We start from the raw sequence: 25,428 nt of genomic DNA on the forward strand, positions 1-25,428 counted from the left end.
ATGAAAAAGCTGTCCATCGTTATTCCGGTCTATTACAACGAAGGCTCTTTACCCGATCTTTTTACCAAGCTTCTGTACGTTGAGGATTTGCTTAAGCAACAGGAAATGTTGCTCGAGTTAATTTTTGTGGATGACGGCTCAAGAGATAATTCTATCGGTTTACTTCGTCAACTGGTGATCACGCGGCCACACACCAAGGTCATCAAGTTAAGTCGCAACTTTGGTGCGATCAGTGCGGTTAAAACAGGGCTCAATTACATCACCGGGGATTGCTTTTTGTTCCTGGCTGCGGACCTGCAAGACCCGCCGGAACTCATCCCCGAAATGGTCGGGCGGTGGCAGCGAGGCGCCAAGTACGTAATTTGTGAGCGCACGGATCGGGTAGATCCCCTGGGGTCGAAAATTTTTTCTGCGGTGTACTACAAGTTGCTGAGAAAGTTTGTGCTTGCCAGCTATCCAAAAAATGGCTTTGATCTCGCCCTTATGGATAAACGGCTTTTGCCCTATCTAAGAGACAGTGGCAAGCACATCAACTTTCCCTTGTTTCCCTACTGGCTGGGCTTTACCCCGGAGAAAATACCTTATGTCCGTCAAGCGCGTCAGCATGGTAAATCTCGCTGGACCTTCGGCAAAAAGTGGAAACTGCTGATTGACTCCATTTTCTCGTTTTCATTCGCGCCGGTCAGATTAATCTCCGCGATAGGGCTGGTCGTCTCCCTGGGAAGCTTCGGTTACGGTACGGTGGTGATACTCAGTGCGTTGTTCGGCAAGGTTGATGTACCTGGATTCGCTACATTGGCGACGTTGATCTCTTTTCTGCTGGGACTGATTATCGTCATGCTTGGGGTTATAAGCGAATATATCTGGAGAATATTTGATGAGGTCAATCGTCACCCTTACGCAGTTATTGAAGAAGAAATTCTTTAACCTTGAATTTATAAGGTTTCTTTTGGTTGGGTGTGTTAACACCTTTGGCGGGTATGTTTTTTATTTAGCCTTCATTCAAATAATGGCGTATCCATACGCCTATTCAACATCCTTTGCGTTGAGCGTGGTTGTTGCGTATTTGCTTAACAGTTTTTTTGTTTTCAGAGAGCCACTGTCATTAAAAAAATTTCTAGCGTTCCCGTTGATCTACATTTTTCAATACCTGAGCGGCCTCTGCATCATTTATGTGGCCGTTGAAATGTTTTCAGTCCCCGTGGTCCTGGCCCCGCTGATCGTCGTGATCATCACATTGCCAGCTACGTTTTTACTGGCGCGCTTCATTATCAAATAGCAGAGGGCGCTCGTTGCTCGAAGGGCGGGCTTCAGTCAGGTTTTTGCCTGGACCGGAACGCCGCCACTTTCATGCGATTGCCGCAGGTCGCCATGCTGCACCAGCGGCGACGGTGGGATTTGCTCAAGTCGTGGAAGAGCAGAATGCAGTCATGCGCCTCGCACTGGCGTACGAATTCGAACTTGTCGCCCGTCACCACATTCACCAACGCATCGGCTACCGGCCACAGCAAGCTTTCCGGGCTGTTGTCCGTTCGGTGAACGCCCAGCTGATATCCCTGCGCCAGGCTCTCCCATTCCAGCCTGCTGAACGGGCGACCAGCCTCAAGCACCTGGTTGATCACGCCGAGATCCACCGCAACGCCATTCATTGCAGCGTTCACCAGCGCCCTGGCACCGTCACGCAGCTTGCGTGCCTGAGCGAGCAGCCCCTCGGGCGCTTGCAGCTCAGCGCTCTCGGGCAACAGGCTTGCTGTCTTGAGCCAGTCCATAACACTTTGATCGTCGCTGAGGCAGTCATGCTGTTGCTCGCCCACGCCGTACTCACTGTTGATGAAGTCGAGGGCGAGGTTGTCAGCCAGGAAGAGAGCGCCGGAGGCGGTAGGGGTCGAGGTCATCATTTTTGTAACTCATAAAATATATTTGACAGGTTACCAAAATCCTACGTAACCTTCAAATCTCAAATTTAACGGTTACAAGGGAATCGCCATGACATCTTCCAAACCCATTGCCGCTGCCGCGCTTGCGGCTTCCCTGTTGGCAGGCGGCGCGCAAGCCGCCGATGCAACGCGCCAGGTTCATTACCGCTACGAGCAAGTCGGTGATGTGAAAGTGTTCTACCGCGAGGCAGGCAACCCCAGCGCACCGACGGTGCTGTTGCTTCACGGTTTCGCCGCCTCGTCATTCATGTTTCGCGACCTGATTCCCGAACTCGCCGACCGCTATCACGTGATTGCCCCGGACCTGCCGGCGTTCGGCTTCACCGAAGCGCCTGCGCGGGGTGCCTATCCCTACACGTTCAGCCAACTGGCGAAGACCGTCGGCCAGTTCACCGAACAGCTCAAGCTCAAGAAATATGCGCTCATGGTTCACGACTACGGCGCGCCAGTAGGATGGCGTCTTGCGGTCGCCCATCCGGAGCGAATCACGGCCATCATTTCGCAGAACGGCAACGCGTATGAGGAAGGCCTGGGTGACAGCTGGGCGCCTATCCAGAAGTACTGGCACGCACCCACGCAACAGAACCGCGACGCGCTGCACGACTTCCCGACACCGGCTTCCATCAAGTGGCAATACCTTGAAGGGGTGGCCGACAAGAGCACGGTGTCGCCGGACGGCTACACCCTGGAAGGGCTGCAGATCACGAAGCCGGGCAATGCGGATATCCAGCTCGACCTGGTTCTGGATTACGCCTCGAACGTCGCCATGTACCCCGCGTTCCAGGCGTACTTTCGCAAGTACCAGCCACCGCTGCTGGCGGTATGGGGGAAAAACGATCCGTTCTTCCTGCCGACCGGGGCACAGGCGTGGAAGCGCGATCTGCCCAAAGCGGATATTCGCTTTTACGACACGGGGCACTTCGCGCTGGAAACCCACGGCCGGGAAATCATTCCGGTGATTCGTGAGTTTCTGGATAAAAACGTTCGTTAGCAGCGATGTGCATGCCTGGCCAAGGACAGGAATGGCGCTCGGTTTGAAAGCTGTATTCACTTCCAGGTCGAGCGCAAAGAGTGCGGTAACCCGGCGAGGCCGAGAATGGATATTCTCGGTCTCTGGCCCTGGGGCATTTCTGATCTGTTAGCGATTTCGACGTCAGATGCTTTTTGATTAGCAAATCAAAGTGACGCTAAGCGCTTTCATGCGCGGCATTATCGCAATGCCGAATCAGCATTCGGCCATAACGCATAAAATATGCAAATCAGCATTGCCAAGCGCCGAATCTCCCGGCACTATCTGCCGTTATGCAAAAACGCAATGTTTCAATCGTCCTCAAAGAGCTGCTGGATCGCGACCGGATCTCCCCCACGGAGCTTCACCGGCGCACTGGTGTGCCTCAATCCACCCTGTCCCGGATCCTCAACGGCAAGATTGTGGATCCGTCGGACAAACATATCTCGCGCATTGCCGAGTACTTTCGCGTCAGCACCGATCAGTTGCGCGGACGCGCGGCCGTAGGCGCTCTGCGGGACGAAGAACGCGACCCGATGCATTCGGAACTCAAGGACATAAGCCTGTGGGACGACGACACCCCCGTGAATGACGACGAGGTGTCGATCCCCTTTCTGCGTGAGGTTGAATTGGCTGCTGGATCAGGAAGATTCGTCATCGAGGAAAGCGAGAAGGCCAGCCTGCGGTTCGGCAAGCGCAGCCTGCGGCATAACGGCGTGCAATTCGACCAGGCCAAGTGTGTGACGGTGCGCGGCAACAGCATGTTGCCGGTGTTGCGTGATGGCGCCACGGTTGGGGTGAATGCAGGCAAGAGCGGCATTGGCGATATCGTTGACGGCGACCTGTATGCAATCAATCACAACGGGCAATTACGGGTTAAACAGCTCTATCGCCTGCCTTCCGGGATTCGCCTGCGCAGCTTCAATCGCGATGAGCACCCGGACGAGGACTATAGCTTCCAGGATATCCAGGACGAGCAGATCAGCATCCTCGGTCATGTGTTCTGGTGGGGCATGTACGCTCGCTAACCTTCCTCTGTAAGACAAAACCTGCCAACGAGCAGGTTTTTTTTCGCCTGTAAAACGCCTCAAGCCCCAGGCTGCCATGGCTGAAAATGCGTTCATGCATTTCATCAGGGAAAATAAATGCATTTATGCATTGACTGTATATGCATACATGCATATTCTTCACCTCAAGCCAGCCAACAATGTCTGGTGGAGGCGGCAAGGATGCCGCCAGGGAAGACAAGGAAGGCACGCAACATCGGCAAGGATGCCATCGAAGCGATGGCAGGGAAGCCAGGCAACACCGGCAAGGATGCCGACGCTCTTTAGGGGTACCGCTTCAAAAACAGGCAGCGATGAACCGGCCTTAACGGTTCAGAGGGTTGGCAACTGACCCGGGTGTGCAGCGTAAAGCACCAGAAGCAGTTATCCGGCAGACAGGGATCGTGGTCGGAAAAACATTGAGGAAAGGACCGTACCGCGCCAGTAGCGCCGAAAGTCCGCGGACAGCATTACTGAAAAGCCCGGGCGACCGGGCTTTTTGGAATGCCTACCCATCGAACTATATGCAAATGAAAAACGGACTATCCAGTACTCAGCCAGGAGGCGTGACATGACAAACGAACAACAAGCGTTAGCGGAAATGCCTATCTGGCTGGTCATCATATTGGCGGTGATCGGCGGGGTATCCGGCGAAATGTGGCGTGCCGACAAGGAAGGCGCCCGTGGCTGGTCGCTGATTCGGCGCCTGGCGCTGCGCTCCGGGGCCTGCATGGTCTGCGGCGTTTCAGCCCTGATGCTGTGTTACGCCGCCGGCATGTCGATCTGGACGGCCGGCGCCATCGGCTGCTTGACCGCCATGGCCGGCGCCGACGCCGCCATCGGGCTCTATGAGCGCTGGGCGGCCAAACGTATCGGGGTCAACGAAGGCCCGCGCCAGGATCCGCGTTAATTGCTGCAAGGAAGCCACTGACATGACGTTCATCGAAAAACCATCCCAATTGCCGCAAGCCATCGGCCAGGCGCTGCACGCTGCCTTTCCCGACCTGAAAATCGGCAGCCATCAGGACTTTCAGGAGGGCGGCGTAAACACCGGCGTGCTGGTCACGGTCGAGGGCAATAGCCCCGGCATTCGCTCGCCCGAAGGGCGCAAGGCGCACGCCTTGGCCCTTTCACTCAAGGCCATGGTTGCTGCGGGTGCCTTGCCGTTTGATGCCTGCGACCTGGCCAGTCAGTTGATGGACCTGGTACTGGACAACCGATGGGGCTTGCCCCAGGCACAGTGTGATTTGCCGACGAACATCGTTGCCACCCCGTCTTCGCGGACCGGTGCAGGAACGGACTACGACACCTGGACTGTTTCCTTCACCCAAACCCTCTACATCGGACCGGTGTTGCTCAACGACCCTACAGGCCAACCCTTGTTTGCCCGCACCTGGGAAGTCACCAACATCAACGACCCTGACCAATACAAGCCACTGGCGGAGTAACTCATGTTCGACGCGCTCTTACGCATGCAACTGGGGCCGATTGTCGAGCGTCTGGCAGAAATGGAAGCCCAGCTCGAAGACCTGTATCGACGTGCCGACAGTTTCTGCCGAATCGGCGTTTGCCAGCAGGTCGATGCTGCCGCCAATACCTGCAAGGTCAGCCATGGCGATCTGCTCACGCCGGCTATTCGCTTTTTCAATCCCAGCGCCGGTGCGCAAACCGAAACGCGCATTCCATCGGTGGGTGAGCAGTGCCTGTTGCTCAACTATGGCGGCGGCGAGGGGGGCGCGCAGTCCGTGGCCTTGTTCGGCCTCAACAGCAGTCTGTTTCCGCCGGTCTCCAGCGTTGCGTCGTTAACCCGGCGCCGCCATCAGGACGGTACGCAGAGCGACTACGACGACGCCAGCCACACGTTCAACTGGGTCAACGGCCCGACCACCTTTACCGGCTCGCGCGAACAGATCGAGGCCCGAGTCGGCGCCGCCAGCCTGATCCTCAACGCCCAGGGCATCGCGCTGCAAATCGGCGGCACCGCGTTGTTGCTCGACGCCGGTGGTGCCCATTTCAGCGGCCCGGTGGTGGACCACCAAGGGCGCCTCATCAGCCCCCGATAAGGACATCCCATGATCGGTATCGACCGAAACAGCGGGGCAGCCGTCGATGACTGGCTGCAATTCGTGCAGCGCGCCACCCGAGCGCTCACCACTCCCTTGGGCACTCGCCAGAAGCGTCCGTTGTACGGCTCGCGGGTGCCGCAACTGCTGGGCCAGAACCTTGGCGATGACCTGCTGATTCTTGCGCAGAGCCACGCCGCCCAGGCGTTCTACAACGCGCAGAACGGCATCGGCGACTTTCAACCCCAGGTCATCGTCGCCACTCGCCAGGGTGCCGGCTTGTTGCTGCGCTTCTCCGGCACCTGGAAAAACCGCCAACAAACCTTCGAGGTCGTGACATGAGCATGCTGATCCCAGGCCAGAACCAACTGGCGGAACCGGCCATCATTGCGGTGGACGAGTTCGAACCCTTGCTGGCCGAATTCAAGGCGTTCGTGGTGGATTATGTTGCCACCCGCGCGCCGCAAAGCGCGGCCAAACTCAAGGTCAGCCTCGACAACGAAAGCGAATTGCTGACCCTGGCTCTGGAAGCCTTTTGCGTGCGTCTGCAAACCCATGAGCGCAAATACAACGCCCGCATCAAGCAGATGCTGGCGTGGTGGGCCACCGGCAGCAACCTGGATGCACGCCTGGCCGATATGGGCCTGGAACGCCAGGTGCTGGACCCCGGCGACCCGGCCGCTTTCCCGCCGGTGCCGCCGACCCTGGAAAGCGACGACGACGCCAGGCTGCGCTACTACCTCGCTCCCCACGCCCCGGCCGCCGGCTCACGCATGCAGTACCGCCGCGAAGTGTTCACTCTCGGCGAACGCCCTGCGGTGAATGTGCAGAGCGCAACACCGGGCGTGGTCACGGTCACGTATACCTTCGACCCGGATGGTTATGCGGTGCGGGTCAAGGATGGCAATGGGCGGCGAACCGCACCGGGTGAAGTCATGGTCACCGTCCTGGCGCGCGAGGGCGATGGCACACCGTCTGCCGACTTGCTGGACGGCGTGCGACGGCATTTCGCACGGCCGGATGTACGTCCGGAAACCGACCTGGTCAGTGTGCAAGGTGCGCACATCCTGCCGTACAAAATCCGCGTGGTTGCGAAGATCAATGCCGGACCGGATTCCGGACTCACCCAGGTCGCCGCGCAAAAACTGCTGCAGGAATACGCCGAGTCCTGCCATCGCCTGGAAGGGCGGGTGGACCCGAGCTGGATCGACTATGCCATCCACAGTGCTGGCGCGGCGCAATTGCAGATCCTTGAACCGCTGGAGCCGATTGTCAGCTCGGCGTTCGAGGCCCCTTATTGCACGGGTGTCGAGGTGGAGGTGCGCACGCTATGAGTGAACCCAAAGCGAGTTTGTTGCCGGCCAACAGTTCACCGCTGGAAAAGGCGCTGGATTTGGGTTTTGGGGTATTGCTCGACCGGGTCATGCCGCCGTTTCCGGCGCTGATGAACCCGCTGCACACCCCGAGCGAGTTTCTTCCTTATCTGGCTGCCGATCGCGGTGTCAGCGAATGGGATGCCGACGCCAGCGAGTCTGAAAAGCGACTCACCGTGGCCCTGTCCTGGCAAATCCAGCGTCAGGCTGGCACTTCCAAGGCGTTGAGCCATGCGGTGGAGTCACTGGGTTTTACCCCCGACATCAGTGCCTGGTTTCAGCAGCAACCCATCGGTACGCCGTATACCTTCGACGTGCAGGCGATCATCGGGCGCAGTTGGTCCAGTGGCGATCACAATCGGCTGATCCGCCGTGTCAATGCCGCGAAAAGCGAGCGGGACCAGGCCACGATCACCCTTGTTCACGAGACCGAAGGTCAGCTTGCACTCACACAGGTTCTCGATGCCCCGTTAAGCGACGGGGAGTTGTATCTGGACGGCGCGTTGCCGGAATTGGCGCTGACTGCCCGGCTTAACAGTACCGGGCTCGCCCGGCACTACACCATTAACGACTACGACCTCAGGGCGCAGCCATGACAGATGACATCACGCGCCTGGTGCGCTTCACCTCCAAGGGATTGGATGAAGTGCTGCAGGCAAAGAACCAGGGCTTGAAAGGCGAAATCACCCACATCGGCGCCGGCACCGGCCGCTACAACCCCGACGGCACTGAAGTTGCCCTGCGCGATGAGCGCCAGCGGGTCGCCATTGTGGATTACGAAGACCTGGGCGATCACCAGCTCAGGATGGCGGCGCTGTTTGACGGCGACGGCGAGTATGAGATTGGCGAGTTCGGATTTTATCTCGCCAGTGGAACCTTGCTGGCGGTGTATGCCGTGGCCGGAAAGTTGCTGACGTATAAAGCGGCGGCGGCGCGGGTGCTGCAGAAGTTTACGCTGGATGTTTCGCCGTTGCCGGCGGACAGCGTGACGATTGTGGTGGGCAGTGACAACTTGAACCTGTTGTTGGGCGAGGAGATCGCGATCATGGCGGCCGCGTCAGTGGGCAATATGTCCCGGCACGTGGATTTAATGTTCAGGGTAAGGCAACTGGAAGCAAAGTAAGGGCACTTGCAAAAGTGCTGGAAAGACTAATTGACAGGGAGTTGATGATGGGAATTGAAGCGACTATTACGAAAGTTGTGGATGCGTGTAATAAACTCACCGATGAGGTGACAAACCAGATCGGCAAAATCGATGCGCGTGTAGAGGCTGCTCAAGCACAGTTTTCTGCCTGGCGAGCCACTGTGCAAGCCAAGGATATCAATGGCCGTGCGTCTTACACTCAGGAAATTGATCTGACGGGACTGTCCACCGACATTTTTTACCCTGTCTGGTGGCGTATGCCGGGTAATGAGCAAGGCGTTTCGGAGATTATCATCTCCAGAAATTACGCTCAAAATCAGGAGTTGAACCCGTTCAAAAATAATTTTGACGCTCACGTTGCCGGCTTGAACCTTCAGATGGAGGGCTGCGGTATTCCCTGGAACGGAGACGCAAACTTTCTGACTATAAAGCGCATTTCCCAAACTTATCGAGAAACGGCGCGTAAAGCGCAGTTCGGCATGTTTTGTATTGTTCGACCCGTGACCGGTCTTAAGCCGATCTGGCTGAACTTTACCCCGGGTGCCTTTACTACTTCGCCGCTGGAGTCAGGTTGCTACCTGCGTGGAGGGTTGACTTATCTCGTCACTAAAAGTTTCCAGGCGCCTGTGAACTTCAGCCGTGTGGATGAAGAAGTGGAGCTGAGTCGATCGGTTACGCCAGAGTATGAAATTTCCTGGAAGGTCAAACCGTTCGCGATGACAGCTTCGGAGTTGGGTGCAACCTATCCGGAAAGTAACACCGCCTACACGTTGGATAACGATAAGCGCTATGCGGTAAAAGGAGTATGACCATGGCTCGCACTATCAAAAAGCTGCTTTTGGCCTCGGGCGAAACACTTATTAACGTTCCTGCGGATCGCCCAATCTTGATTTCGCTGGGTTTCAGCGAACTTCGCGCCAACGAACTGTGCGAGGTCGCCGAGAGCGATGCCAGGCTCGAAGAGGTCATCACTGCACGTCGTACGCTGTACATGACCCAGGCCGATCCTCTGTTTCTGGAGTGGCAGTACGACGAAACCCCGGAAAAGGAAAAGGCCTGGCGCGATAAAGTGGCCGAAATCAAGGCGCTCTATCCGCTGCCTGACCGTACCTGAAACCCCACCGCGAAAGCGGTTTTTTTCGCCTCCCAAAGCCCCTCCCGCAGGGGCTTTGGCGTTTTCCACCTGGAGAATTTCACCATGCCCATCCGCCAAACCTACACCGTCCTCATCCCATTCCCCATCGGAGGTGGCCACTGGTCCACCGCCGGCGAGGAACTGGAACTGCTGGACGTCGAAGCATCCGCGCTGCGCACCGCCGGCCGTCTGGAACTGACCAGCGTCCTCAACTCCACCCCCAAGAAGGCTGAATAATCATGGCTGAGGTTTTGAACTTCGAGCACAACGGCATCACCGTCAACGCCACCGAATCCCCCGAGGCCATGGGTGGCCTGGGCGATAACGTGATCGGTCTGGTCGGCACCGCGCCGAACGCCCACGCGTCGATCCCGAAAAACGCGCCGTTCCGTATCAACAGCTTCACCACTCAGGCGCTGCTGGACCCCACCGGTACTGAGTCGGGCACGCTGTTTCAAGCGGTGTACCAGATCCTCAAAGTGGTGAAGGTGCCGGTCTACGTGGTGATCGTGGAGGAGGGCGCAACCCCGGCCGACACCCTCAACAACGTGATTGGCGGCAACGAATCCGTTACCGGTCGCAAGCTGGGCCTGGCGGCCCTGAGCAGCGTCCCTGAAGACCTGACCATCATCGGCGCCCCGGGCTTCACCGGCACCAAGGCCGTGGCCAGCGAGTTTGCCGCCTTCGGCAAGCGCATCAAGGCCCGTGTGGTGCTTGATGGCAAAGACGCTAGTGTTGCCGACCAGGTGACCTACAGCGGTGAACTCGGCGGTGCCGACCTCGGCTTCGACCGCTGCCTGCTGGTGCACAACATGCCGTCGGTGTACTCCAAGGCGGCGAAGAAAAACGTGTTCCTGTCGCCGTCGTCCCTGGCCATCGCCGCACTGGCCAAGGTCAAGCAGTGGGAAAGCCCGGGCAATCAGGTGACCTTCGCCGAAGACGTTTCCCGCGTGGTCGAGTACAACATCCTCGACACCTCCACCGAAGGCGACCTGCTCAACCGCTATGGCGTGAGCTACTACGCCCGCACCATCCTCGGCGGTTTCTCGCTGCTGGGTAACCGTTCCCTCACCGGCAAGTTCATCAGCTACGTCGGCCTGGAAGATGCCATCAGCCGCAAGCTGGTCAAAGCTGGGCAGAAAGCCATGGCCAAGAACCTCACCAAGTCCTTCATGGACCAGGAGGTCAAGCGCATCAACGATTGGCTGCAAACCCTGGTGGCCGACGAAACCATTCCCGGCGGCAGCGTGTACCTGCACCCGGAATTGAACAGCGTCGAGAAGTACAAAAACGGCACCTGGTTCATCGTCATCGACTACGGCCGCTACGCGCCGAACGAACACATGGTTTATCAACTCAACGCCCGCGATGAAATCATCGAGCAGTTCCTGGAGGACGTTCTCTAATGTTTACCAACCGAGTCAGACAGGCCATTGCGGCCACCCTTCAAGGCCTGCCGTTGTCCGCGACCGTTGAGGAATTCACCCCGCCGAAGATCGAATTCGACATGGAGCCCATGTCCGGTGGCCGCTTTATTGCCGAGGAAATGGCCAAGAGCGGCAAGGTGCTGGGCGCCACACTGGTGCTGCAAGGTGCCGGCCCGGAAATCATGCTGGCCCTGGGCGTACGCACGGGCGACGACATCCTGCTGAACGTGCGTGAAGCCGGCCAGGATCAGGACGGCAAGACCTATTTCACCTACCACACGGTCGGCGGCAAGTTGAAATCCCTGGGCGAAGCCAAGCTGAAAATGGGTGACAAGGCGCTCACCACGCTGGAGCTGTCGTGCCGCACCTACAACCGTCTGGAAAACGGCATTTCGGTGATCGACATCGACGTACGCACCCAGAAATTCGTGCTCAATGGCGTCGACATTCTCGGCGACGCGCGCCGCGCCGTGCTGATGCCCTAAACACTCCGGCAACTTGAAGCGCGCACGGTTTATGTGGGAGCTGGCTTGCCGGCGATGGCATCACCTCGGTTCAAATACACCGAGTCGCCTGCATCGCAGGCAAGCCCGGCTCCCACATTGGCCGCGCCCGGCTTCACGGTTGCGGTGCTTTTATCCCACTTTCATCAAGGAATAGCCCCATGGCCTGGATGCCACCGCTGCATCGCCTGCTGTCCTCGATCACCGCCGACACCGGCGCTGCGATCGAGCAAGTGCAACTCAAACCGCTGTTCTACGCCGCGCAGAAAGACGCGCTGGCCCGGGCCGGTGATGACGAGGACGACCAGTTTTTCGAACTGGCGAAACTCGCCACCGGCCTGTCGGAAAAAGAGCTCGACCAGCTCAAGCGCCCGGATTACGTGAGCATTGCGCAATACGTGCATGAAATGTCGACTCGCCCGGCGTCGTTCTTCCTGCAAACGCACGAAGAAAGTCGCCACGACCAACCCGTCCAGTTGCTGCTGCCGCTCAATGCCGCCGGCCGCACGCTGACCGAACTGCCCCTGGAAATGCCCGCCCTGCGTGCCACCAAGGTGATGAAAAAACTCGCCACCAACAAAGAGCGCGCCGAGTTCATCACCGCTCACTGCACCGGCCTGATGATCCCTGACCTGGGCGACTTGACCGTGCCCGACTGGACGCAATTGCAGGAGCGCATCGACGATTTTTTAAATCAACCGGCGGACTTCTTTCGCAGCGCGACATCGAAGTGATCCTTGATGTGGTACCGCTGGTTTACTCGGTAAATGAAGCGGACATCCTCGATTGGGATGCCGCAAAAGCGTTGCGCCGCTACGACATCGCGATCACTCGCCTTGGCGTCAAACAGGAGTAAGCGGGATGCAGAATACCTATTCGCTCGCCTATGCCGTGGCCAGGGATGGCCAGGGCGTTTTCGGTCGCGCAGAGGGCGCCAATGATGCCGATATTGCCAGTCCAGGCGCGCTGTCAGCTGACAGTTCAGGCCAACTCGCGGGCTTGCCTGCGCTGTCCGAAACAGTGGCTGCGCTGACCAACGCGAATCTGAAGCTTGATGAACTCGCGCAGTCGCTGGGCACCTTGCGCGAGGGTGTGGACTCGCTCGACACCGTCTTGTCATCGTTGAGAACCCTTGATCGGCAGCCTGTGCGCAGGGATGAGCGGACAGAATCAACAACGCTGTCTGAGTCCACTTCGAGCACGTCTGTGGATCAGCGGCAAACCCGCGAGGCCCTGACGCTGGGCAGCGCGCAGATCATCGATCTGGCCAGTGCGCTGCAGCATTCAGGCAGCAACCTGACGCTTGATAAAACAGCCCGCTCGGAACAGTCGATCAGCGTGCTGCGTGAAGCATCCAGTGCAAGCGAAAAACGCTTTTCCACGACCCTGGACGCCGCACCGGTGTGGGGCGAAGCGCTGTGGTTGAAGGCCAGGACCGGCCTGACGCAGAGCGCCAATAGCGTTGTTGAAGGTTCACCGGCTTTGGCCAGCGCGGCCAAAACGGCGCAGGCCGTGGTATCGACCACGGTGACACCGGTGATTTCCGAAGTCCTTTCAGGATTGGGAGAAACGATTAAAAGCCGGGTTGCAGGAAATGTGGTCGATGCCACCCTCGGCAGGCTCCCCGGCATTGGCAAGCTGTTCAAGGACGGCGGTTTTGATGGCGAAAAGGGCAAGGACGCGCACTGTTGCTGCGCCGGACCATTGTCCCTCGGCGCGCCGGGTGCGTTGGGCGGATCTGCGGCGCAGATGCCCGAGAGCGTTGGCGATACGGTACGCAGGAAAGACAAGGCCAAACCCGCCGCGAACAAGAAGCGGCGCGTCGGGCTTCCCAGGCCGGGCCAACCGGTTGCACGCCAGCCCCTGGCAGGCGGCCCCGAGCAATCGGTGCAACGCCAACCCCGATCAGCCGGTCCCCAGCAATCCGCGCAGCTCCAACCATTGCGTCCAGCGCCGGTGATCAGGCCTGGCACTGCACTCAGTGCAATGGGCCAACCGCCAGTGCCGTTCGACGCGGCCCGTGTGACCCCGCCGTCGACCCAGGTTCCCGGCAACTCGGTTGCCGCCCCTGTTGCGCCGGCATCCCTCCGGCCGTTGGCTCGCAGCAGCGAAAAAGGCCTGGCGGCAGCTCTGTCCGGCACGCTGGCCAGGCTTGAGTCCGGCGCTGCCCGTCGCCTGGGCCCATTGAAGTACGTCGACACGGCCATCGATGTGGTGCAGGGCGTACGCAATGGTGACGTCAATGCCGTCGGCGCCGGTTTGAGTACTGCCGGCGGCGCCTGGGCTGGCGCTTCCGCTGGCGCCGCGCTTGGCACCCTGGTCTTCCCGGGTGTCGGTACCGCCATCGGCGGCGCCATTGGCGGCCTGCTGGGCAGTGAAGCGGGCGCCTGGCTCGGGGACAAAGTGTTTGGCTCAAATGATCGCCTGCCTGCGCCCAATGCGCTGAGCAAGGAACTCACCCGCGCAAGCACGGATAACGTCCAGGTCACCCTCTCGCCGAGCATCCAGATAACCGGCGTGAACCCGGCAGATGCCCAGCAGGTGGTCAATCAGGTGATCCAGGCCCTGCAGTTCCAATGCCTGCCGATGGTGACCGACACCCTGGGCATCCGACGTAACGCGGCACTGGCCGATCCATCAGGAGGTGATTGATGCGACAACAAATGGTGCTCGGCGACTTTATTTTCGGCCTGTCACGAGGGTTCGCCTATTCCACGCTGTCCCGCGCCAGCGATGGCGGCTGGCAGGACCTGGCGATTATCGCCAGCAAGCCGCAGTCGCGACAGAACGGCCAGAAGCTGGAAAAGCTGACCTTCGGCGGTACCGCGATGTATGCCGTGGGCATGCAGCGACTGGACGAACTGCGCGCCTTGCAGAATGCCCGCGGGCCGCTGCCGCTGGTCGACGGTATCGGCCGCAATTGGGGCCTGTGGCGGATCAATTCGGTGACGGAAGCCCAAAGCAACGTGATCGATGACGGCACCGCCATGGTCATGACCTGGACCCTTGAACTGGAGGAATTCGTCAATGCGTAGAGTGCGAAGTATTGCCGGGGATTCGGTCAACCTGCTGCTCTACCGGGAGCTGGGCCGTTGCGACGATAGCGCGGAGGAAACGCTTTGGCGTCTGAACCCTGAGCTTGCCGAGTACGGCCCGGTGCTGCCGGCAGGTGTGTGGGTGATTGTGCCTGAGCTGGCGTCGCGGCCTTCTGCCGTGCGTCCCGTTTCGGCCTGGGATTAAGGAGGCGGCATGGCACAGGGATTTACCCCCAGCGTGGAGTTTTACGGCGCCAATGCGGCGCTGCTCAATCAACGCTTGATGCACTGGAGTCACACCGATGCGGCGGGCATTGAGGCCGATCGGCTGGAACTGACCCTCAATATCGAGGGCCTGGAGGGCTTGCCCAGCCTGAGCGGCAAGATCGGCCTGCGAGTCGGTTATCAGGAGTCAGGACTGGTGGAAAAAGGCGAGTTCGTGATTACACAAAGAACGCCGGTGCTGTTTCCCATGCGCTTGATGATCGTCGCCACTGCTGCACCTTTCAGCGTGCAGGATGCCACTGGCTATCGTCAGCGCCGCTCTGCCAGTTACGGGCCGACCACCCTGGGCGCACTGTTTCGCCAACTGGTCAGTCGCCACGGTTACTCACCGCGCGTGGCGCCCGAGCTGGACAGGATCGCGATTGCCCACGTCGACCAGTCCAACGAAAGCGACATGGCGTTCATCACCCGTTTGGCCAAGCGTTATCGTGCGGTGACCAAGCCGATCAACGAGCTGTATGTGCTGGCGGAAGCCGGGCGGGTCAAGTCGCTTTCCGGTCAACTGTTGCCGGACGTCACGTTATCGGTGACCCGAGACAATCGACCCGGTGAACCGGCCTTCATCACCGCCACGCTCGACGAAAAATCGCGCTCGAAGTACATGGGCAGTCGCGCTGCCTGGTGGGATGCCGCAGCGGGCAAGCAACGTGTGGCCCAGGTTGGCGTCGCGCCGTTCAAGACACTGCGCCAGCGCTATCAGAACCAGGCCGAAGCGCAGTCCGTTGCTGAAGCGGAATTGCGTCGGGTCGGCCGCGAGGGCCTGACATTGATGATCGATTGTCCCGGTAATCCGCTGCTGGCTGCCGAAGGTCTGTTGCTGCTGGATGAATCCTGGCCGTCGTACATGCAGGGCCGCTGGTCCATCAATAAGGTGACGCACGTGGGGGACCCGGCGACGGGCTATCGCAGTTCCATCATTGCAGGCGGTTTGTCGGCCTAGACTTTTCCAGAGTAATAACCATGGTGATATCACTCGCGCAGCTTATTAATGTCATGCCCTTGTCCCGCCCCAGAGCGGGCTTTTTTTTAACCGCGTTGAATGACGCCAGCGCCTGCTATGAGATCAATACCGCAAAACGCTGGGCGGCGTTCCTCGCACAGATCGGCCACGAGTCCGGCCAACTGCGCTATGTGCGCGAACTGGGCAGTGATCAATACCTCAGCAAATACGACACCGGTACCCTGGCCGCGCGCCTGGGCAATACGCCCCAAGCCGATGGCGACGGCCAGAAGTATCGGGGCAGGGGACTGATCCAGGTCACCGGGCGGCGCAACTACCTGGCCTGCAGCCAAGCCTTGTTCGGTGATGACCGTCTGCTGCAACAACCTGAACTGCTGGAGCAGCCGCAGTGGGCCTGTGCGTCTGCGGCGTGGTTCTGGCAGAGCAATGGCCTGAATGAGCTGGCAGATATAGACCAGTTCACCACCATCACGCGGCGTATCAATGGCGGACTTAATGGCCTGGAGGATCGTTTGCAATTATGGGAACGGGCGAAGGCGGTGTTATGCGCTTTCTAGCGGTGTATCGACTGATCGGTCTGGGCCTGTTGATTGCCGTGGTGTGGCAGGTGCAGGCCTGGCGCTTGGGCGCGCAGCTTGAGCGCCAGTCGGCAGCCCATGCGCAAGCGCTCAGCCAGCAAAGCCAGGCGGCGTTGCGCCAGCAACAGGCAGAACAGGATAAACGCCTGGCCCTTGAGCAACAGCTCAGCGCCAGCGACAAACAACATGCACAGGAGTTGAGCGATGCCCAACGTAACCAGACTGCTCTGCGTGACCGCCTGGCCACTGCTGATGTGCGGCTGTCAGTCCTTCTCGACCCCGCCGACGCCATCAGTTGCAGTGCAGTGCCTGCCCCCACCGCCACCGGCAGCGTGGTTCATGCAGCCCCGCGAGCCCGACTTGACCCGGCGCATGCTCAGCGAATTATCGGCATCACCGATGACGGTGATAACGCCCTGATCGCCTTGCGTGCGTGCCAGGCCTATGTGCGAGCGATTGCGCGTTAGCGTCTTGATGCACTCTGCAACTTGCATGGTTGATCGGCTCCTGTAGGGTAGGCGAACGCCCGCCCACTCATGGAGACGACCGTGAACGAAATCACCCAGCTTGCCGCTGAACTTGGCCGCCGTCTGCAGGTGCTCAATGCCCATGTCACCACGGCCGAGTCGTGTACGGGCGGCGGCATCGCTGAAGCCATCACGCGAATCCCCGGCAGCTCGGCCTGGTTCGAGGCGGGTTATGTCACCTATTCCAATCGGCAGAAGACTCGGCAATTGAATGTGCCGGAGCCGTTGTTCGCTAAGGTTGGGGCCGTCAGCCAGCAAGTGGTGGAAGCGATGGTGCGTGGCGCGCAGGAGAAAAGCCTGTCGCGCTTTGCCGTGGCGGTCAGTGGCGTGGCCGGCCCGGATGGCGGTTCGCCGGACAAACCGGTGGGCACCGTCTGGCTGGCTTGGGGGGTAGGCGATGAGGTTTCGGCGCAACTGGCACACTTTCCCGGCAACCGTGATGAGGTCCGCCGACAAACGGTAAAGGCGGCGCTGGAGGGCTTGTTGCGACGAGCTGCAGCAGAAATGGAAAATCAGGGGTAGGCGATCTCTGATCTTTGTGGAACAATACTGTCTACTTATACAGGTGTTGGCCGTCAGGCCTTATTGATTACGTGAGGACTTTAATGGACGACAACAAGAAGAAAGCCTTGGCTGCGGCCCTGGGTCAGATCGAACGTCAATTCGGCAAGGGTGCCGTAATGCGTATGGGCGATCACGACCGTCAGGCGATCCCGGCTATTTCCACTGGCTCTCTGGGTCTGGACATCGCGCTCGGCATTGGCGGTCTGCCAAAAGGTCGTATCGTCGAAATCTACGGTCCTGAATCTTCCGGTAAAACCACCCTGACCCTGTCGGTGATTGCCCAGGCACAAAAGATGGGCGCCACCTGCGCGTTCGTCGACGCCGAGCACGCCCTCGACCCTGAGTACGCCGGCAAGCTGGGCGTCAACGTCGACGACCTGCTGGTTTCCCAGCCGGACACTGGCGAGCAGGCCCTGGAAATCACCGACATGCTGGTGCGCTCCAACGCCATCGATGTGATCGTGGTCGACTCCGTGGCAGCCCTGGTACCCAAGGCTGAAATCGAAGGCGAAATGGGCGACATGCACGTGGGCCTGCAAGCCCGTCTAATGTCTCAGGCGCTGCGTAAAATCACCGGTAACATCAAGAACGCCAACTGTCTGGTTATCTTCATCAACCAGATCCGTATGAAAATCGGCGTGATGTTCGGCAGCCCGGAAACCACCACCGGTGGTAACGCGCTGAAGTTCTACGCATCGGTCCGCCTGGATATCCGCCGTACTGGTGCGGTGAAAGAAGGTGACGAGGTAGTAGGTAGCGAAACCCGCGTTAAAGTCGTGAAGAACAAGGTCGCTCCGCCGTTCCGTCAGGCTGAGTTCCAGATTCTTTACGGCAAGGGTATCTACCTGAACGGCGAGATGATCGACCTGGGCGTGCTGCACGGTTTCGTCGAGAAGTCCGGTGCCTGGTATGCCTACAACGGCAGCAAGATCGGCCAAGGCAAGGCCAACTCGGCCAAGTTCCTGGCGGAGAACCCGGATATCGCGGCCACGCTTGAGAAGCAGATTCGCGACAAGCTGCTTACCGCAGCGCCGGATGTGAAGGCTGCCGCCAACCGTGAGCCGGTTGAAGAAGTGGAAGAAGCTGACACTGATATCTGAAGCAAACGATGACCGTTGTATTGGATACACTCGTCGCCGTTCGGCGCACTGCAATGGACCTGCTCGCTCGCCGCGAGCATGGTCGGGTCGAGCTGACGCGTAAATTGCGTCAGCGCGGCGCAGAGCCCGAAATGATCGAAACAGCCCTGGACCGTTTGACGGAAGAAGGGCTGCTGTCGGAATCCCGTTATCTCGAAAGTTTCGTGTCCTATCGAGCCCGCTCCGGTTATGGCCCTGCGCGAATCCGCGAGGAGCTGAGCCAGCGCGGTCTGCAACGTGCCGATATCGACCTTGCCCTGCGCGAGTGTGGTATCAGTTGGCAAGCACAGCTGGAAGACACCTGGCGTCGCAAGTTTTCTGGCCATCTGCCAATTGATGCCAGGGAGCGCGCGAAGCAAGGGCGTTTTTTGAGTTATCGCGGTTTTTCGATGGACATGATCAGTCGCTTGTTAAGCGGCCGGGATATGGACGATTGAACAGCATATAAGTAGGTGGGAGGGTTAAACCTCTTCGTACCCTGAACACGCTTGTAGTTAGAGCGCGGTGCAGAAAAAGCCCACTATGAAAATAGTGGGCTTTTTTTTGGTTCTTCACGGAATCCCGGGAAACACAGAAACAAGAACGCCGATTTGATTGATGATGTTCGTGCGAGCAAACACATCTACCAAACCGGCGTTCTTATGCACGATATTAATACTTTCCTTCCTTTTTGGGAGGGCTTTTCTGTCGTCAACATCAAGCCTGATGGTGACGGTCTCCAGATCGATCTCACACCCCACACCACCCGCTTCCCTTCCTGCGGAGGGTACCAAAAAACCTGTTCAACCACTCATGAGTATTGCGAGCGAGTGATTCGTGATCTACCCATTCTCGGTCGTGCGGTGCGCCTCAGCGTTTTGCTCAGGCGTGTTGGTTGCCGCGACTGTGGCAAACGCATGGAGGCCGTCAGTTGGCTGGATCGCTATGCCCGCATGACGCGTCGCTTGGCCGATGCGGTCATTCAAGCCTGCGAGCGACTTCCCACCCTGCACGTGGCCCAGATGTTTGGGCTGCATTGGGACACCGTTCGGTTGCTGGAGCGTCGAGCCTTACAGGCGGCGTTGGCCACGCTGCCAAAGGCGCACCCACGACGCCTGGTGATGGATGAATTCGCGCTGTTCAAAGGGCATCGCTACGCCAGTGTGGTGTTGGATGCCGATACGCGAAGAGTGCTATGGATTGGCGAAGGCCGTAGCCGGACGGCGGTTCGGCCCTTTTTCGAAGAGCTGGGGCCAGAGGGATGTGCTCGAATCGAAGCGGTTGCGATGGACATGAATACCGCTTTTGACCTGGAGGTTCGTCAACACTGCCCGAGAGCGCGAGTGGTGTACGACCTCTTTCATGTGGTGGCCAAATATGGCCGAGAGGTGATTGATCGGGTCCGCGTCGATGAAGCTAATCGGCTGCGCCATGACAAGCCTGCCCGAAAGGTCATCAAGCAAGCGCGATGGCTGTTGCTACGCAACCCGCAGAACCTGAAAACGCCGGAGCAACAGGTACGTTTAAAGGACCTGCTGGCGGCCAACCAAGCATTGATGACAGTCTATCTAATGAAGGCTGAACTCAAAACGCTTTGGGCACCTAGCAGCGCCTGGGGCTGGCGATCAGCCTGGCAGCAATGGCTGCATCATTCTCATGAAAGCGAGATACCACCTCTGATCCAGTTTGCCAAACGCCTAAAGGGTTACTGGCGGGGCATCGTCAGCCGGGTTCGCTGGCCGATGCATACGGGTCAGTTGGAAGGAATAAACAATCGAATAAAGGTCATCAAGCGGATGGCGTACGGTTACCGGGATAGCGAGTTCTTTTTCATGAAGATCAAGAGCGTCTTTCCCGGTAATCCGTGAAGAACCTTTTTTTGCTCAAAAATCAAGCTGGCTCCGGCGCCACTCGCTGCTGCGCTTTCCCTTGGGCCTCTGCCCAGTTCTCCGGCAAGTTGATGTAATCCACCAGCTCACGCAAACGGCCTTGATCGCGACCATTGAAGTTGAACACCAGTCGCGTCAGGTGGCTGAACTTCGGTTCATCGTGATCCTCCCCGGTGTAGGCTCGTTGCTGGAATTCTCCGCTCAAGCGCAGGCTGGCGAACTCATCCTGCAGGTGAGCCATTGCACGCTCGCTGAGGGCGTGATGCATGCGCAGCACAAATTCCCGCTTCAGCCAGCGTGTGGAGTGGAAGTTAGCGTAAAACTGGTTGATTTCTTCCACTGCTTCTTCTGCGCTGTACACCAGCCGCACCAGCTTGAGGTCGGTGGGCAGGATATAGCGGTTGGCTTCCAGTTGGCCGCGGATAAAGTCCAAAGCGCCTTGCCAGAAACCGCCGCCCGGCGCATCCAGCAACACTACGGGTACCAGCGGGCTTTTGCCGGTCTGGATCAGCGTCAACACTTCCAGCGCTTCATCCAGCGTGCCGAACCCGCCGGGGCACAGTACCAACGCATCGGCTTCCTTGACGAAGAACAGTTTGCGGGTAAAAAAGAAATGGAAGGACAGCAGGTTATCGGTGCCATCGATGGTCGGGTTGGCGTGCTGTTCAAACGGCAGGGTAATGTTGAACCCCAGGCTGTGCTCCAGGCCTGCACCTTCATGCGCCGCAGCCATGATGCCGCCACCGCCACCGGTGATGACCATCAGGTCCGAGCGCGCGAGCGCGGCGCCGACTTCCCTTGCAAGTGCGTACAACGGACTTTCCATCGGCGTCCGGGCTGAGCCGAATACGGTTACCTTGCGCCGGCCCTTGAACTGCTCCAGCACGCGAAAAGCGTGATCCAGCTCGCGTATGGCGCGCAGGGTGATTTTGGCATTCCAGCGGTCACGGTCGTCCTGGGCCATGCGCAGGACGGTAAGAATCATGTCGCGATACAAAGGGATATTCTGACTGTTGGGCGCGATCAGTTGGAGCTGTGCGTCGACCTGCTGCGTGAGATCAGTCCCGTTTTCTTCAAAGTGACGTAATAGAAGCTCATTCGATTCATAAGGCATTCAACTTCTCCTTTTTTGCCCTGAAAATATTACAGAACAGCAGTGAAACTGCTGCGAGCGAAAGGATGGGATGGCTTGATCATGGGCCGAAAAACCCTTGGCTGGCAACCGCTTATTGGCGGTCAAGCAAGAGTCTGGCTGTTCGGGAGAAGCTGACGCGGGGAAGTCACGCGCCCTGGGAGCTGGGCGCGAGGGGATCAAGCAGGGCTTACTTTTTCTTCTTTGCGGCAGTCGGTGCCGGGCAATCCGCTTCCACGAACTTGACCGACGCCACAGGGCGGTTGGTCTTGTTCTCGGTAATCTCGTAGCGCATCACTGCGCCCTTGGCCATCAGTTCGCGGTAACCCGGATTCAGGCACACGCTCTGGCCCAGCTGGAAATACACAGCCTTGGGGTTGGCACGCATCTGTTCGGCGCGGTCAGGCAGTACGCTGAGGTGGTCGATCAGTTGCATGCCTTCAACGGTGTAGGCCACTTCCAGGGTTTTTTCGTCGATTTCCCGGGGCAGGTCCTTATTGCTTTCGGCCGCGACGCTTTGCAGCTTCCTGTTCATTTGGGCCTCCAGCAGCGAGGCCGCCTGGGCGCCAACAGGCAGCACCAGCGCGAGGGCGATGGACGGGGCAGCAAGGCGCAGCATGGAACGCAGCATGAAACTCTCCTGATTCGGTTACTGGTGCATAGACCCGCCACAGGGCTGTGCGTTCAGTGGCGCGAGATTATAGGTGAGCCCTGGCCACTACAGCCAGGCGTATCGCTGGTAAACTGCGGCCACTTTTGCCTTTCACGAGTTTTTCCCGTGTCGATTGACCCGATTTTGCGGCGCACCCGATGAGCCACGCCGTTTTCCGCCTGCGCACCGGGCGCCTGGCGCGAGCCGTGCGCCCCTTCCTCAACCGTGGTTCACGCGCCGAACGTTGCCCCAACTGTCGTGTGATTCCCGAGTATTGCCTGTGCGCCTGGCGACCAGAGGTTCACGCCCGTTCGGCCATGTGTCTTTTGATGCATGATGTTGAACCGATGAAACCCAGCAACACCGGCTGGCTGATCGCGGATGTCATTCACGACACCAGTGCATTCGCCTGGTCACGCACTGAGGTTGATCAGGGGTTGCTCACCTTGTTGGCCGACCCGCAGTGGCAACCCTACATTGTGTTTCCCGGTGAGTTCGTGACGCCTGAGCGGGTGGAAAGCGAGGTTCGCGTGGAGGAGGGCAAGCGTCCGTTGTTCATCCTGCTCGACGGTACCTGGAGCGAGGCGCGCAAGATGTTTCGCAAGAGCCCCTATCTGGAGCATCTGCCGGTGCTGAGCCTGGCGCCGGAACAACTGTCGCGCTACAAGCTGCGGCGTTCCAAACGTGACGATCATTTCTGCACGGCCGAAGTTGCAGCGCTGTGCCTGGAGCTGGCCGACGACCTGGCCGCCAGCGAAGTGCTCGACGCCTACCTCGACGTGTTCAGCACCCATTACCTGGCCGCCAAATTCCAGTTGCCACTGGACCCGACCGACGACGCCCACACGCGCCTTGCGCCCTTTGTCCCGGCGGCAAAGCCATGATGGCAAGGTAACGCTACAACCCGCTAAAATGCCCACGGCGTAGTGCTTGACCCTCCAGGCAGCGCTGAGCAAGCTGGGCACCGATCAGGGGCCCCATAAAAACAGGATCATTTAATCAATGGCCACATACGAAATCCTGATAGCCGATGACCATCCGCTGTTTCGCAGTGCGCTGCATCAGGCCGTCACTCTGGGCCTGGGTCCGGATGTTCGCTTGGTCGAAGTGGCCAGCATTGCCGAACTGGAAGCGCGCCTCACCGAAAAATCCGACTGGGACCTGGTGCTGCTCGACCTGAACATGCCGGGTGCCTATGGCTTTTCCGGGCTGGTGCTGCTGCGTGGGCAGTATCCGCAGATCCCCGTGGTGATGGTCTCGGCCCAGGAAGACGCCGATGTGGTGGTGCGCTCCAAGGAGTTTGGCGCCAGCGGTTTCATCCCCAAGTCCAGCGCGATGGAAGATATTCAGCAGGCTGTGCGCACGGTATTGGACGGTGATGTGTCGTGGCCGCCGCAGGCGTTTGAAGAAATCAACGTGTCCGATGAAGCCAAGGCGGCCCGCGATGGCCTGGCGAGCCTGACGCCCCAGCAGTTCCGCGTATTGACCATGGTCTGCGAAGGGCTTCTGAACAAGCAGATTGCCTACGAGTTGAGCGTGTCGGAAGCGACCATCAAAGCCCACGTCACGGCAATCTTTCGCAAGCTTGGGGTGCGTACGCGAACCCAGGCGGCGTTGCTCTTGCAACAACTTGAGTCAATTTCGCAGCATTAAGCTGTTACCGCTTCACGCTTTTTTGACTTTGCGTGATCTAGTTTCCCCACTTCTTTGGTTCAGTTGCCTACATCTATGTCGCCTTTCAAGGGTCAAACCGGTATCAAACGTATCTTCAACGCTGGGGGCTATTCACTGGATGGCCTGCGAGCAGCCTTCACCGGCGAGGCGGCCTTTCGTCAGTTGGTGCTGCTCAACGTCGTCCTGGTGCCGCTGAGCTTTTTCCTGAGTGTCAGCCGGGTCGAGCGGGCGCTGATGATCGCAGTGTGCCTGCTGGCCTTGATCGTCGAGCTGCTCAATTCAGCGGTGGAAGCGGCCATCGACCGTATCTCCCTGGACCTCCACCCTCTGTCGAAGAACGCCAAGGACATGGGCAGCGCCGCGCAATTTGTGGCGCTGACCATGATCGCACTGGTGTGGGCCGTGATCCTCGTCTGATCCTCAGGCAATGCTCGGCAGCACGATCTCGTCGCTGCGCTGGACGCCTGCGGTGAAGGCGCGGCATAGCTCCAGAAACTCGCGCATCGCCGAGGTCTGGTATTTCTGTTTATGCCAGATAAAGTAGAACTGCCGGGCCAGGTCCAGGTCCGGTGTTTCCACCGGCACCAGGCTGCCGCGGCGGAAGGCGTCGCGCAGCGCCAGGCGTGAGATGCAGCCAATCCCCAAACCTGATTCCACTGCACGTTTGATCGCTTCGGTGTGCTCCAGCTCCAGGCGGATATTCAGCGTGCTGCGGTGATGGCGCATGGCTTGGTCGAAGGTCAGGCGCGTGCCCGAGCCTTGTTCCCGCAGAATCCACGCTTCACGGGTCAGCTCGTCCAGACTGGCCGTGCCGCGTTTAGCCAGGTGATGTTGTGGCGCGCAAAACACCACCAGCTCATCCTCCACCCAGGTTTGCACTTCGATATCCGGGTGGCTGCAGTCGCCTTCGATCAGACCCAGGTCAATTTCGTAGTGCGCCACCTGATGCACAATGTTGGCCGTATTCTGCACATGCAGCTTCACCTGGCTTTCGGGGTGCTGCTGCATGAAGCTGCCGATCAGCAAGGTAGCCAGGTAATTGCCGATGGTCAGGGTCGCGCCGACTGCCAGGGAGCCGAAGCCGGACTTGCCGTTGAGCAGGTCCTCGATCTCCTTGGCCTGGTCCAGCAGCGCCACTGCCTGGGGCAAGAGCTGATGGCCGAGGGCGTTGAGGCTCAGGCGTTTGCCGGCGCGGTCGAACAATTGGCAGCTGGATTGACGCTCCAGCTCGGTGATTGAGGTGCTGGCGGCGGATTGCGATAAGGCCAGAAGGCCAGCAGCGCGCGAAACGCTTTCCTGCTGGGCGACGGCGACGAAGACTTGCAGTTGACGGAGAGTAAATCGCATATCGATATAACCGATAACCCTTATCTTAA

At 59.0% G+C, this 25,428-nt stretch carries 35 protein-coding genes; 31 read left to right on the forward strand and 4 right to left on the reverse strand.

Annotated features, from left to right (window positions below; translation table 11 throughout):
• The gene (locus VRB54_RS05355) at nt 1-927 is read left to right on the forward strand and encodes a glycosyltransferase family 2 protein (RefSeq protein ID WP_338479814.1); all 927 of its coding nucleotides are present in this window, start codon (nt 1-3) and stop codon (nt 925-927) included.
• Nucleotides 878-1,279, forward strand: a complete 402-nt coding sequence (locus VRB54_RS05360; protein ID WP_338479815.1) for a GtrA family protein — start codon at nt 878-880, stop codon at nt 1,277-1,279. The genes VRB54_RS05355 and VRB54_RS05360 overlap by 50 nt, the downstream gene beginning before the upstream one ends.
• A gap of 31 nt (nt 1,280-1,310) precedes the next feature.
• Here VRB54_RS05360 and VRB54_RS05365 read toward each other — a convergent pair whose 3' ends face one another.
• Complete coding sequence (locus tag VRB54_RS05365; protein WP_338479816.1) at nt 1,311-1,898, reverse strand: CGNR zinc finger domain-containing protein; 588 nt, start codon at nt 1,896-1,898, stop codon at nt 1,311-1,313.
• A gap of 88 nt (nt 1,899-1,986) precedes the next feature.
• On the opposite strand from VRB54_RS05365, the gene VRB54_RS05370 reads away from it, so the two are divergent.
• From VRB54_RS05370 to VRB54_RS05495, 26 genes are all read left to right on the forward strand, one after another.
• Nucleotides 1,987-2,928, forward strand: coding sequence for an alpha/beta hydrolase (locus VRB54_RS05370; RefSeq protein ID WP_338479817.1), 942 nt, complete (start codon nt 1,987-1,989; stop codon nt 2,926-2,928).
• A 311-nt stretch (nt 2,929-3,239) separates the two neighbouring features.
• Complete coding sequence (locus tag VRB54_RS05375; RefSeq protein ID WP_338479818.1) at nt 3,240-3,974, forward strand: LexA family transcriptional regulator; 735 nt, start codon at nt 3,240-3,242, stop codon at nt 3,972-3,974.
• A gap of 589 nt (nt 3,975-4,563) precedes the next feature.
• Nucleotides 4,564-4,902 carry a phage holin family protein gene (locus VRB54_RS05380; RefSeq protein WP_057007701.1) on the forward strand — a complete coding sequence of 113 codons (339 nt, stop codon included), beginning with the start codon at nt 4,564-4,566 and terminating at the stop codon, nt 4,900-4,902.
• A 22-nt stretch (nt 4,903-4,924) separates the two neighbouring features.
• A complete protein-coding gene (locus VRB54_RS05385; protein WP_338479820.1) occupies nt 4,925-5,440 on the forward strand; it encodes a hypothetical protein in 516 nt (171 codons plus the stop codon).
• A 3-nt stretch (nt 5,441-5,443) separates the two neighbouring features.
• Complete coding sequence (locus VRB54_RS05390; RefSeq protein WP_338479821.1) at nt 5,444-6,055, forward strand: phage baseplate assembly protein V; 612 nt, start codon at nt 5,444-5,446, stop codon at nt 6,053-6,055.
• A gap of 9 nt (nt 6,056-6,064) precedes the next feature.
• Nucleotides 6,065-6,397 carry a hypothetical protein gene (locus VRB54_RS05395; protein ID WP_015371360.1) on the forward strand — a complete coding sequence of 111 codons (333 nt, stop codon included), beginning with the start codon at nt 6,065-6,067 and terminating at the stop codon, nt 6,395-6,397.
• Nucleotides 6,394-7,389, forward strand: a complete 996-nt coding sequence (locus VRB54_RS05400; RefSeq protein WP_209989326.1) for a baseplate J/gp47 family protein — start codon at nt 6,394-6,396, stop codon at nt 7,387-7,389. The genes VRB54_RS05395 and VRB54_RS05400 overlap by 4 nt, the downstream gene beginning before the upstream one ends.
• Nucleotides 7,386-8,024, forward strand: coding sequence for a phage tail protein I (locus VRB54_RS05405; RefSeq protein WP_338479822.1), 639 nt, complete (start codon nt 7,386-7,388; stop codon nt 8,022-8,024). Before VRB54_RS05400 ends, VRB54_RS05405 begins: the two co-directional genes overlap by 4 nt.
• Nucleotides 8,021-8,551, forward strand: coding sequence for a hypothetical protein (locus VRB54_RS05410; protein ID WP_338479823.1), 531 nt, complete (start codon nt 8,021-8,023; stop codon nt 8,549-8,551). The genes VRB54_RS05405 and VRB54_RS05410 overlap by 4 nt, the downstream gene beginning before the upstream one ends.
• A gap of 47 nt (nt 8,552-8,598) precedes the next feature.
• Nucleotides 8,599-9,381, forward strand: coding sequence for a phage tail protein (locus VRB54_RS05415; RefSeq protein ID WP_122457889.1), 783 nt, complete (start codon nt 8,599-8,601; stop codon nt 9,379-9,381).
• 2 nt (nt 9,382-9,383) lie between these two features.
• The gene (locus VRB54_RS05420) at nt 9,384-9,686 is read left to right on the forward strand and encodes a hypothetical protein (protein ID WP_338479824.1); all 303 of its coding nucleotides are present in this window, start codon (nt 9,384-9,386) and stop codon (nt 9,684-9,686) included.
• 84 nt (nt 9,687-9,770) lie between these two features.
• Nucleotides 9,771-9,944: a hypothetical protein gene (locus tag VRB54_RS05425; protein ID WP_338479825.1), complete on the forward strand. Its 174-nt coding sequence runs from the start codon at nt 9,771-9,773 to the stop codon at nt 9,942-9,944.
• A 2-nt stretch (nt 9,945-9,946) separates the two neighbouring features.
• On the forward strand, nt 9,947-11,113 hold the full coding sequence (locus tag VRB54_RS05430; protein ID WP_338479826.1) for a phage tail protein: 1,167 nt from the start codon (nt 9,947-9,949) through the stop codon (nt 11,111-11,113).
• Nucleotides 11,113-11,619, forward strand: a complete 507-nt coding sequence (locus VRB54_RS05435) for a phage major tail tube protein (protein WP_338479828.1) — start codon at nt 11,113-11,115, stop codon at nt 11,617-11,619. Before VRB54_RS05430 ends, VRB54_RS05435 begins: the two co-directional genes overlap by 1 nt.
• Before the next feature lie 179 nt (nt 11,620-11,798).
• Complete coding sequence (locus tag VRB54_RS05440; RefSeq protein WP_338479830.1) at nt 11,799-12,371, forward strand: phage tail assembly protein; 573 nt, start codon at nt 11,799-11,801, stop codon at nt 12,369-12,371.
• Complete coding sequence (locus VRB54_RS05445) at nt 12,368-12,493, forward strand: hypothetical protein (RefSeq protein ID WP_015371366.1); 126 nt, start codon at nt 12,368-12,370, stop codon at nt 12,491-12,493. Before VRB54_RS05440 ends, VRB54_RS05445 begins: the two co-directional genes overlap by 4 nt.
• Nucleotides 12,494-12,498: 5 nt before the next feature.
• Nucleotides 12,499-14,289, forward strand: coding sequence for a phage tail tape measure protein (locus tag VRB54_RS05450; protein ID WP_338479833.1), 1,791 nt, complete (start codon nt 12,499-12,501; stop codon nt 14,287-14,289).
• Nucleotides 14,289-14,672 carry a phage tail protein gene (locus VRB54_RS05455; protein WP_338479834.1) on the forward strand — a complete coding sequence of 128 codons (384 nt, stop codon included), beginning with the start codon at nt 14,289-14,291 and terminating at the stop codon, nt 14,670-14,672. Before VRB54_RS05450 ends, VRB54_RS05455 begins: the two co-directional genes overlap by 1 nt.
• Nucleotides 14,665-14,877, forward strand: a complete 213-nt coding sequence (locus VRB54_RS05460) for a tail protein X (RefSeq protein ID WP_057007712.1) — start codon at nt 14,665-14,667, stop codon at nt 14,875-14,877. The genes VRB54_RS05455 and VRB54_RS05460 overlap by 8 nt, the downstream gene beginning before the upstream one ends.
• Before the next feature lie 9 nt (nt 14,878-14,886).
• A complete protein-coding gene (locus VRB54_RS05465; RefSeq protein WP_338479835.1) occupies nt 14,887-15,897 on the forward strand; it encodes a phage late control D family protein in 1,011 nt (336 codons plus the stop codon).
• 20 nt (nt 15,898-15,917) lie between these two features.
• Nucleotides 15,918-16,475: a glycoside hydrolase family 19 protein gene (locus VRB54_RS05470; protein ID WP_338479836.1), complete on the forward strand. Its 558-nt coding sequence runs from the start codon at nt 15,918-15,920 to the stop codon at nt 16,473-16,475.
• Nucleotides 16,463-16,963 (forward strand): lysis system i-spanin subunit Rz, encoded by a 501-nt coding sequence (locus VRB54_RS05475; protein WP_338479837.1) that lies wholly within the window; start codon nt 16,463-16,465, stop codon nt 16,961-16,963. The genes VRB54_RS05470 and VRB54_RS05475 overlap by 13 nt, the downstream gene beginning before the upstream one ends.
• 81 nt (nt 16,964-17,044) lie before the next feature.
• Complete coding sequence (locus tag VRB54_RS05480) at nt 17,045-17,545, forward strand: CinA family protein (RefSeq protein WP_209989366.1); 501 nt, start codon at nt 17,045-17,047, stop codon at nt 17,543-17,545.
• Nucleotides 17,546-17,628: 83 nt separating this feature from the next.
• Entirely contained in the window at nt 17,629-18,687 is a 1,059-nt protein-coding gene (recA, locus tag VRB54_RS05485) for a recombinase RecA (protein ID WP_003231359.1), read from the forward strand.
• Nucleotides 18,688-18,695: 8 nt separating this feature from the next.
• Nucleotides 18,696-19,163, forward strand: a complete 468-nt coding sequence (recX, locus tag VRB54_RS05490) for a recombination regulator RecX (protein ID WP_338479838.1) — start codon at nt 18,696-18,698, stop codon at nt 19,161-19,163.
• 204 nt (nt 19,164-19,367) lie between these two features.
• Nucleotides 19,368-20,573, forward strand: a complete 1,206-nt coding sequence (locus VRB54_RS05495; protein WP_338481059.1) for an ISL3 family transposase — start codon at nt 19,368-19,370, stop codon at nt 20,571-20,573.
• Between the two features lie 22 nt (nt 20,574-20,595).
• Here VRB54_RS05495 and VRB54_RS05500 read toward each other — a convergent pair whose 3' ends face one another.
• Nucleotides 20,596-21,708, reverse strand: a complete 1,113-nt coding sequence (locus VRB54_RS05500; RefSeq protein WP_338479839.1) for a TIGR00730 family Rossman fold protein — start codon at nt 21,706-21,708, stop codon at nt 20,596-20,598.
• A 208-nt stretch (nt 21,709-21,916) separates the two neighbouring features.
• On the reverse strand, nt 21,917-22,357 hold the full coding sequence (locus VRB54_RS05505) for a PA3611 family quorum-sensing-regulated virulence factor (RefSeq protein ID WP_057007719.1): 441 nt from the start codon (nt 22,355-22,357) through the stop codon (nt 21,917-21,919).
• A gap of 179 nt (nt 22,358-22,536) precedes the next feature.
• Here VRB54_RS05505 and VRB54_RS05510 point away from each other — a divergent pair, with 179 nt between their 5' ends.
• From VRB54_RS05510 to VRB54_RS05520, 3 genes are all read left to right on the forward strand, one after another.
• Nucleotides 22,537-23,262 carry a tRNA-uridine aminocarboxypropyltransferase gene (locus VRB54_RS05510; RefSeq protein ID WP_338479840.1) on the forward strand — a complete coding sequence of 242 codons (726 nt, stop codon included), beginning with the start codon at nt 22,537-22,539 and terminating at the stop codon, nt 23,260-23,262.
• A gap of 118 nt (nt 23,263-23,380) precedes the next feature.
• Nucleotides 23,381-24,031, forward strand: a complete 651-nt coding sequence (gene erdR, locus VRB54_RS05515) for a response regulator transcription factor ErdR (protein WP_338479841.1) — start codon at nt 23,381-23,383, stop codon at nt 24,029-24,031.
• A 75-nt stretch (nt 24,032-24,106) separates the two neighbouring features.
• Complete coding sequence (locus tag VRB54_RS05520) at nt 24,107-24,469, forward strand: diacylglycerol kinase (protein ID WP_209989377.1); 363 nt, start codon at nt 24,107-24,109, stop codon at nt 24,467-24,469.
• A gap of 3 nt (nt 24,470-24,472) precedes the next feature.
• Here the strand turns inward: VRB54_RS05520 and VRB54_RS05525 are convergent, their stop codons facing one another.
• Entirely contained in the window at nt 24,473-25,399 is a 927-nt protein-coding gene (locus tag VRB54_RS05525; RefSeq protein ID WP_003231346.1) for a LysR family transcriptional regulator, read from the reverse strand.
• Between the last annotated feature and the right edge of the window lie 29 nt (nt 25,400-25,428).

Source organism: Pseudomonas trivialis (genome assembly GCF_036864995.1).
GTDB classification, from domain to species: Bacteria; Pseudomonadota; Gammaproteobacteria; order Pseudomonadales; family Pseudomonadaceae; genus Aquipseudomonas; species Aquipseudomonas trivialis.

Coding starts and splice junctions, on each gene's coding strand:
- VRB54_RS05415 (WP_122457889.1), top strand. CDS start 8,599: ATGGGAATTGAAGCGACTATTACGAAAGTTGTGGATGCGTGTAATAAA.
- recX (WP_338479838.1), top strand. CDS start 18,696: ATGACCGTTGTATTGGATACACTCGTCGCCGTTCGGCGCACTGCAATG.
- VRB54_RS05370 (WP_338479817.1), top strand. CDS start 1,987: ATGACATCTTCCAAACCCATTGCCGCTGCCGCGCTTGCGGCTTCCCTG.
- VRB54_RS05410 (WP_338479823.1), top strand. CDS start 8,021: ATGACAGATGACATCACGCGCCTGGTGCGCTTCACCTCCAAGGGATTG.
- VRB54_RS05390 (WP_338479821.1), top strand. CDS start 5,444: ATGTTCGACGCGCTCTTACGCATGCAACTGGGGCCGATTGTCGAGCGT.
- VRB54_RS05525 (WP_003231346.1), bottom strand. CDS start 25,399: ATGCGATTTACTCTCCGTCAACTGCAAGTCTTCGTCGCCGTCGCCCAG.
- VRB54_RS05450 (WP_338479833.1), top strand. CDS start 12,499: ATGCAGAATACCTATTCGCTCGCCTATGCCGTGGCCAGGGATGGCCAG.
- VRB54_RS05355 (WP_338479814.1), top strand. CDS start 1: ATGAAAAAGCTGTCCATCGTTATTCCGGTCTATTACAACGAAGGCTCT.
- VRB54_RS05375 (WP_338479818.1), top strand. CDS start 3,240: ATGCAAAAACGCAATGTTTCAATCGTCCTCAAAGAGCTGCTGGATCGC.
- erdR (WP_338479841.1), top strand. CDS start 23,381: ATGGCCACATACGAAATCCTGATAGCCGATGACCATCCGCTGTTTCGC.
- VRB54_RS05400 (WP_209989326.1), top strand. CDS start 6,394: ATGAGCATGCTGATCCCAGGCCAGAACCAACTGGCGGAACCGGCCATC.
- VRB54_RS05465 (WP_338479835.1), top strand. CDS start 14,887: ATGGCACAGGGATTTACCCCCAGCGTGGAGTTTTACGGCGCCAATGCG.
- VRB54_RS05455 (WP_338479834.1), top strand. CDS start 14,289: ATGCGACAACAAATGGTGCTCGGCGACTTTATTTTCGGCCTGTCACGA.
- VRB54_RS05360 (WP_338479815.1), top strand. CDS start 878: ATGAGGTCAATCGTCACCCTTACGCAGTTATTGAAGAAGAAATTCTTT.
- VRB54_RS05395 (WP_015371360.1), top strand. CDS start 6,065: ATGATCGGTATCGACCGAAACAGCGGGGCAGCCGTCGATGACTGGCTG.
- VRB54_RS05420 (WP_338479824.1), top strand. CDS start 9,384: ATGGCTCGCACTATCAAAAAGCTGCTTTTGGCCTCGGGCGAAACACTT.
- VRB54_RS05500 (WP_338479839.1), bottom strand. CDS start 21,708: ATGCCTTATGAATCGAATGAGCTTCTATTACGTCACTTTGAAGAAAAC.
- VRB54_RS05475 (WP_338479837.1), top strand. CDS start 16,463: ATGCGCTTTCTAGCGGTGTATCGACTGATCGGTCTGGGCCTGTTGATT.
- VRB54_RS05435 (WP_338479828.1), top strand. CDS start 11,113: ATGTTTACCAACCGAGTCAGACAGGCCATTGCGGCCACCCTTCAAGGC.
- VRB54_RS05405 (WP_338479822.1), top strand. CDS start 7,386: ATGAGTGAACCCAAAGCGAGTTTGTTGCCGGCCAACAGTTCACCGCTG.
- VRB54_RS05430 (WP_338479826.1), top strand. CDS start 9,947: ATGGCTGAGGTTTTGAACTTCGAGCACAACGGCATCACCGTCAACGCC.
- VRB54_RS05460 (WP_057007712.1), top strand. CDS start 14,665: ATGCGTAGAGTGCGAAGTATTGCCGGGGATTCGGTCAACCTGCTGCTC.
- VRB54_RS05470 (WP_338479836.1), top strand. CDS start 15,918: ATGGTGATATCACTCGCGCAGCTTATTAATGTCATGCCCTTGTCCCGC.
- VRB54_RS05505 (WP_057007719.1), bottom strand. CDS start 22,357: ATGCTGCGTTCCATGCTGCGCCTTGCTGCCCCGTCCATCGCCCTCGCG.
- VRB54_RS05510 (WP_338479840.1), top strand. CDS start 22,537: ATGAGCCACGCCGTTTTCCGCCTGCGCACCGGGCGCCTGGCGCGAGCC.
- VRB54_RS05425 (WP_338479825.1), top strand. CDS start 9,771: ATGCCCATCCGCCAAACCTACACCGTCCTCATCCCATTCCCCATCGGA.
- VRB54_RS05365 (WP_338479816.1), bottom strand. CDS start 1,898: ATGATGACCTCGACCCCTACCGCCTCCGGCGCTCTCTTCCTGGCTGAC.
- VRB54_RS05385 (WP_338479820.1), top strand. CDS start 4,925: ATGACGTTCATCGAAAAACCATCCCAATTGCCGCAAGCCATCGGCCAG.
- recA (WP_003231359.1), top strand. CDS start 17,629: ATGGACGACAACAAGAAGAAAGCCTTGGCTGCGGCCCTGGGTCAGATC.
- VRB54_RS05520 (WP_209989377.1), top strand. CDS start 24,107: ATGTCGCCTTTCAAGGGTCAAACCGGTATCAAACGTATCTTCAACGCT.
- VRB54_RS05380 (WP_057007701.1), top strand. CDS start 4,564: ATGACAAACGAACAACAAGCGTTAGCGGAAATGCCTATCTGGCTGGTC.
- VRB54_RS05440 (WP_338479830.1), top strand. CDS start 11,799: ATGGCCTGGATGCCACCGCTGCATCGCCTGCTGTCCTCGATCACCGCC.
- VRB54_RS05495 (WP_338481059.1), top strand. CDS start 19,368: ATGCACGATATTAATACTTTCCTTCCTTTTTGGGAGGGCTTTTCTGTC.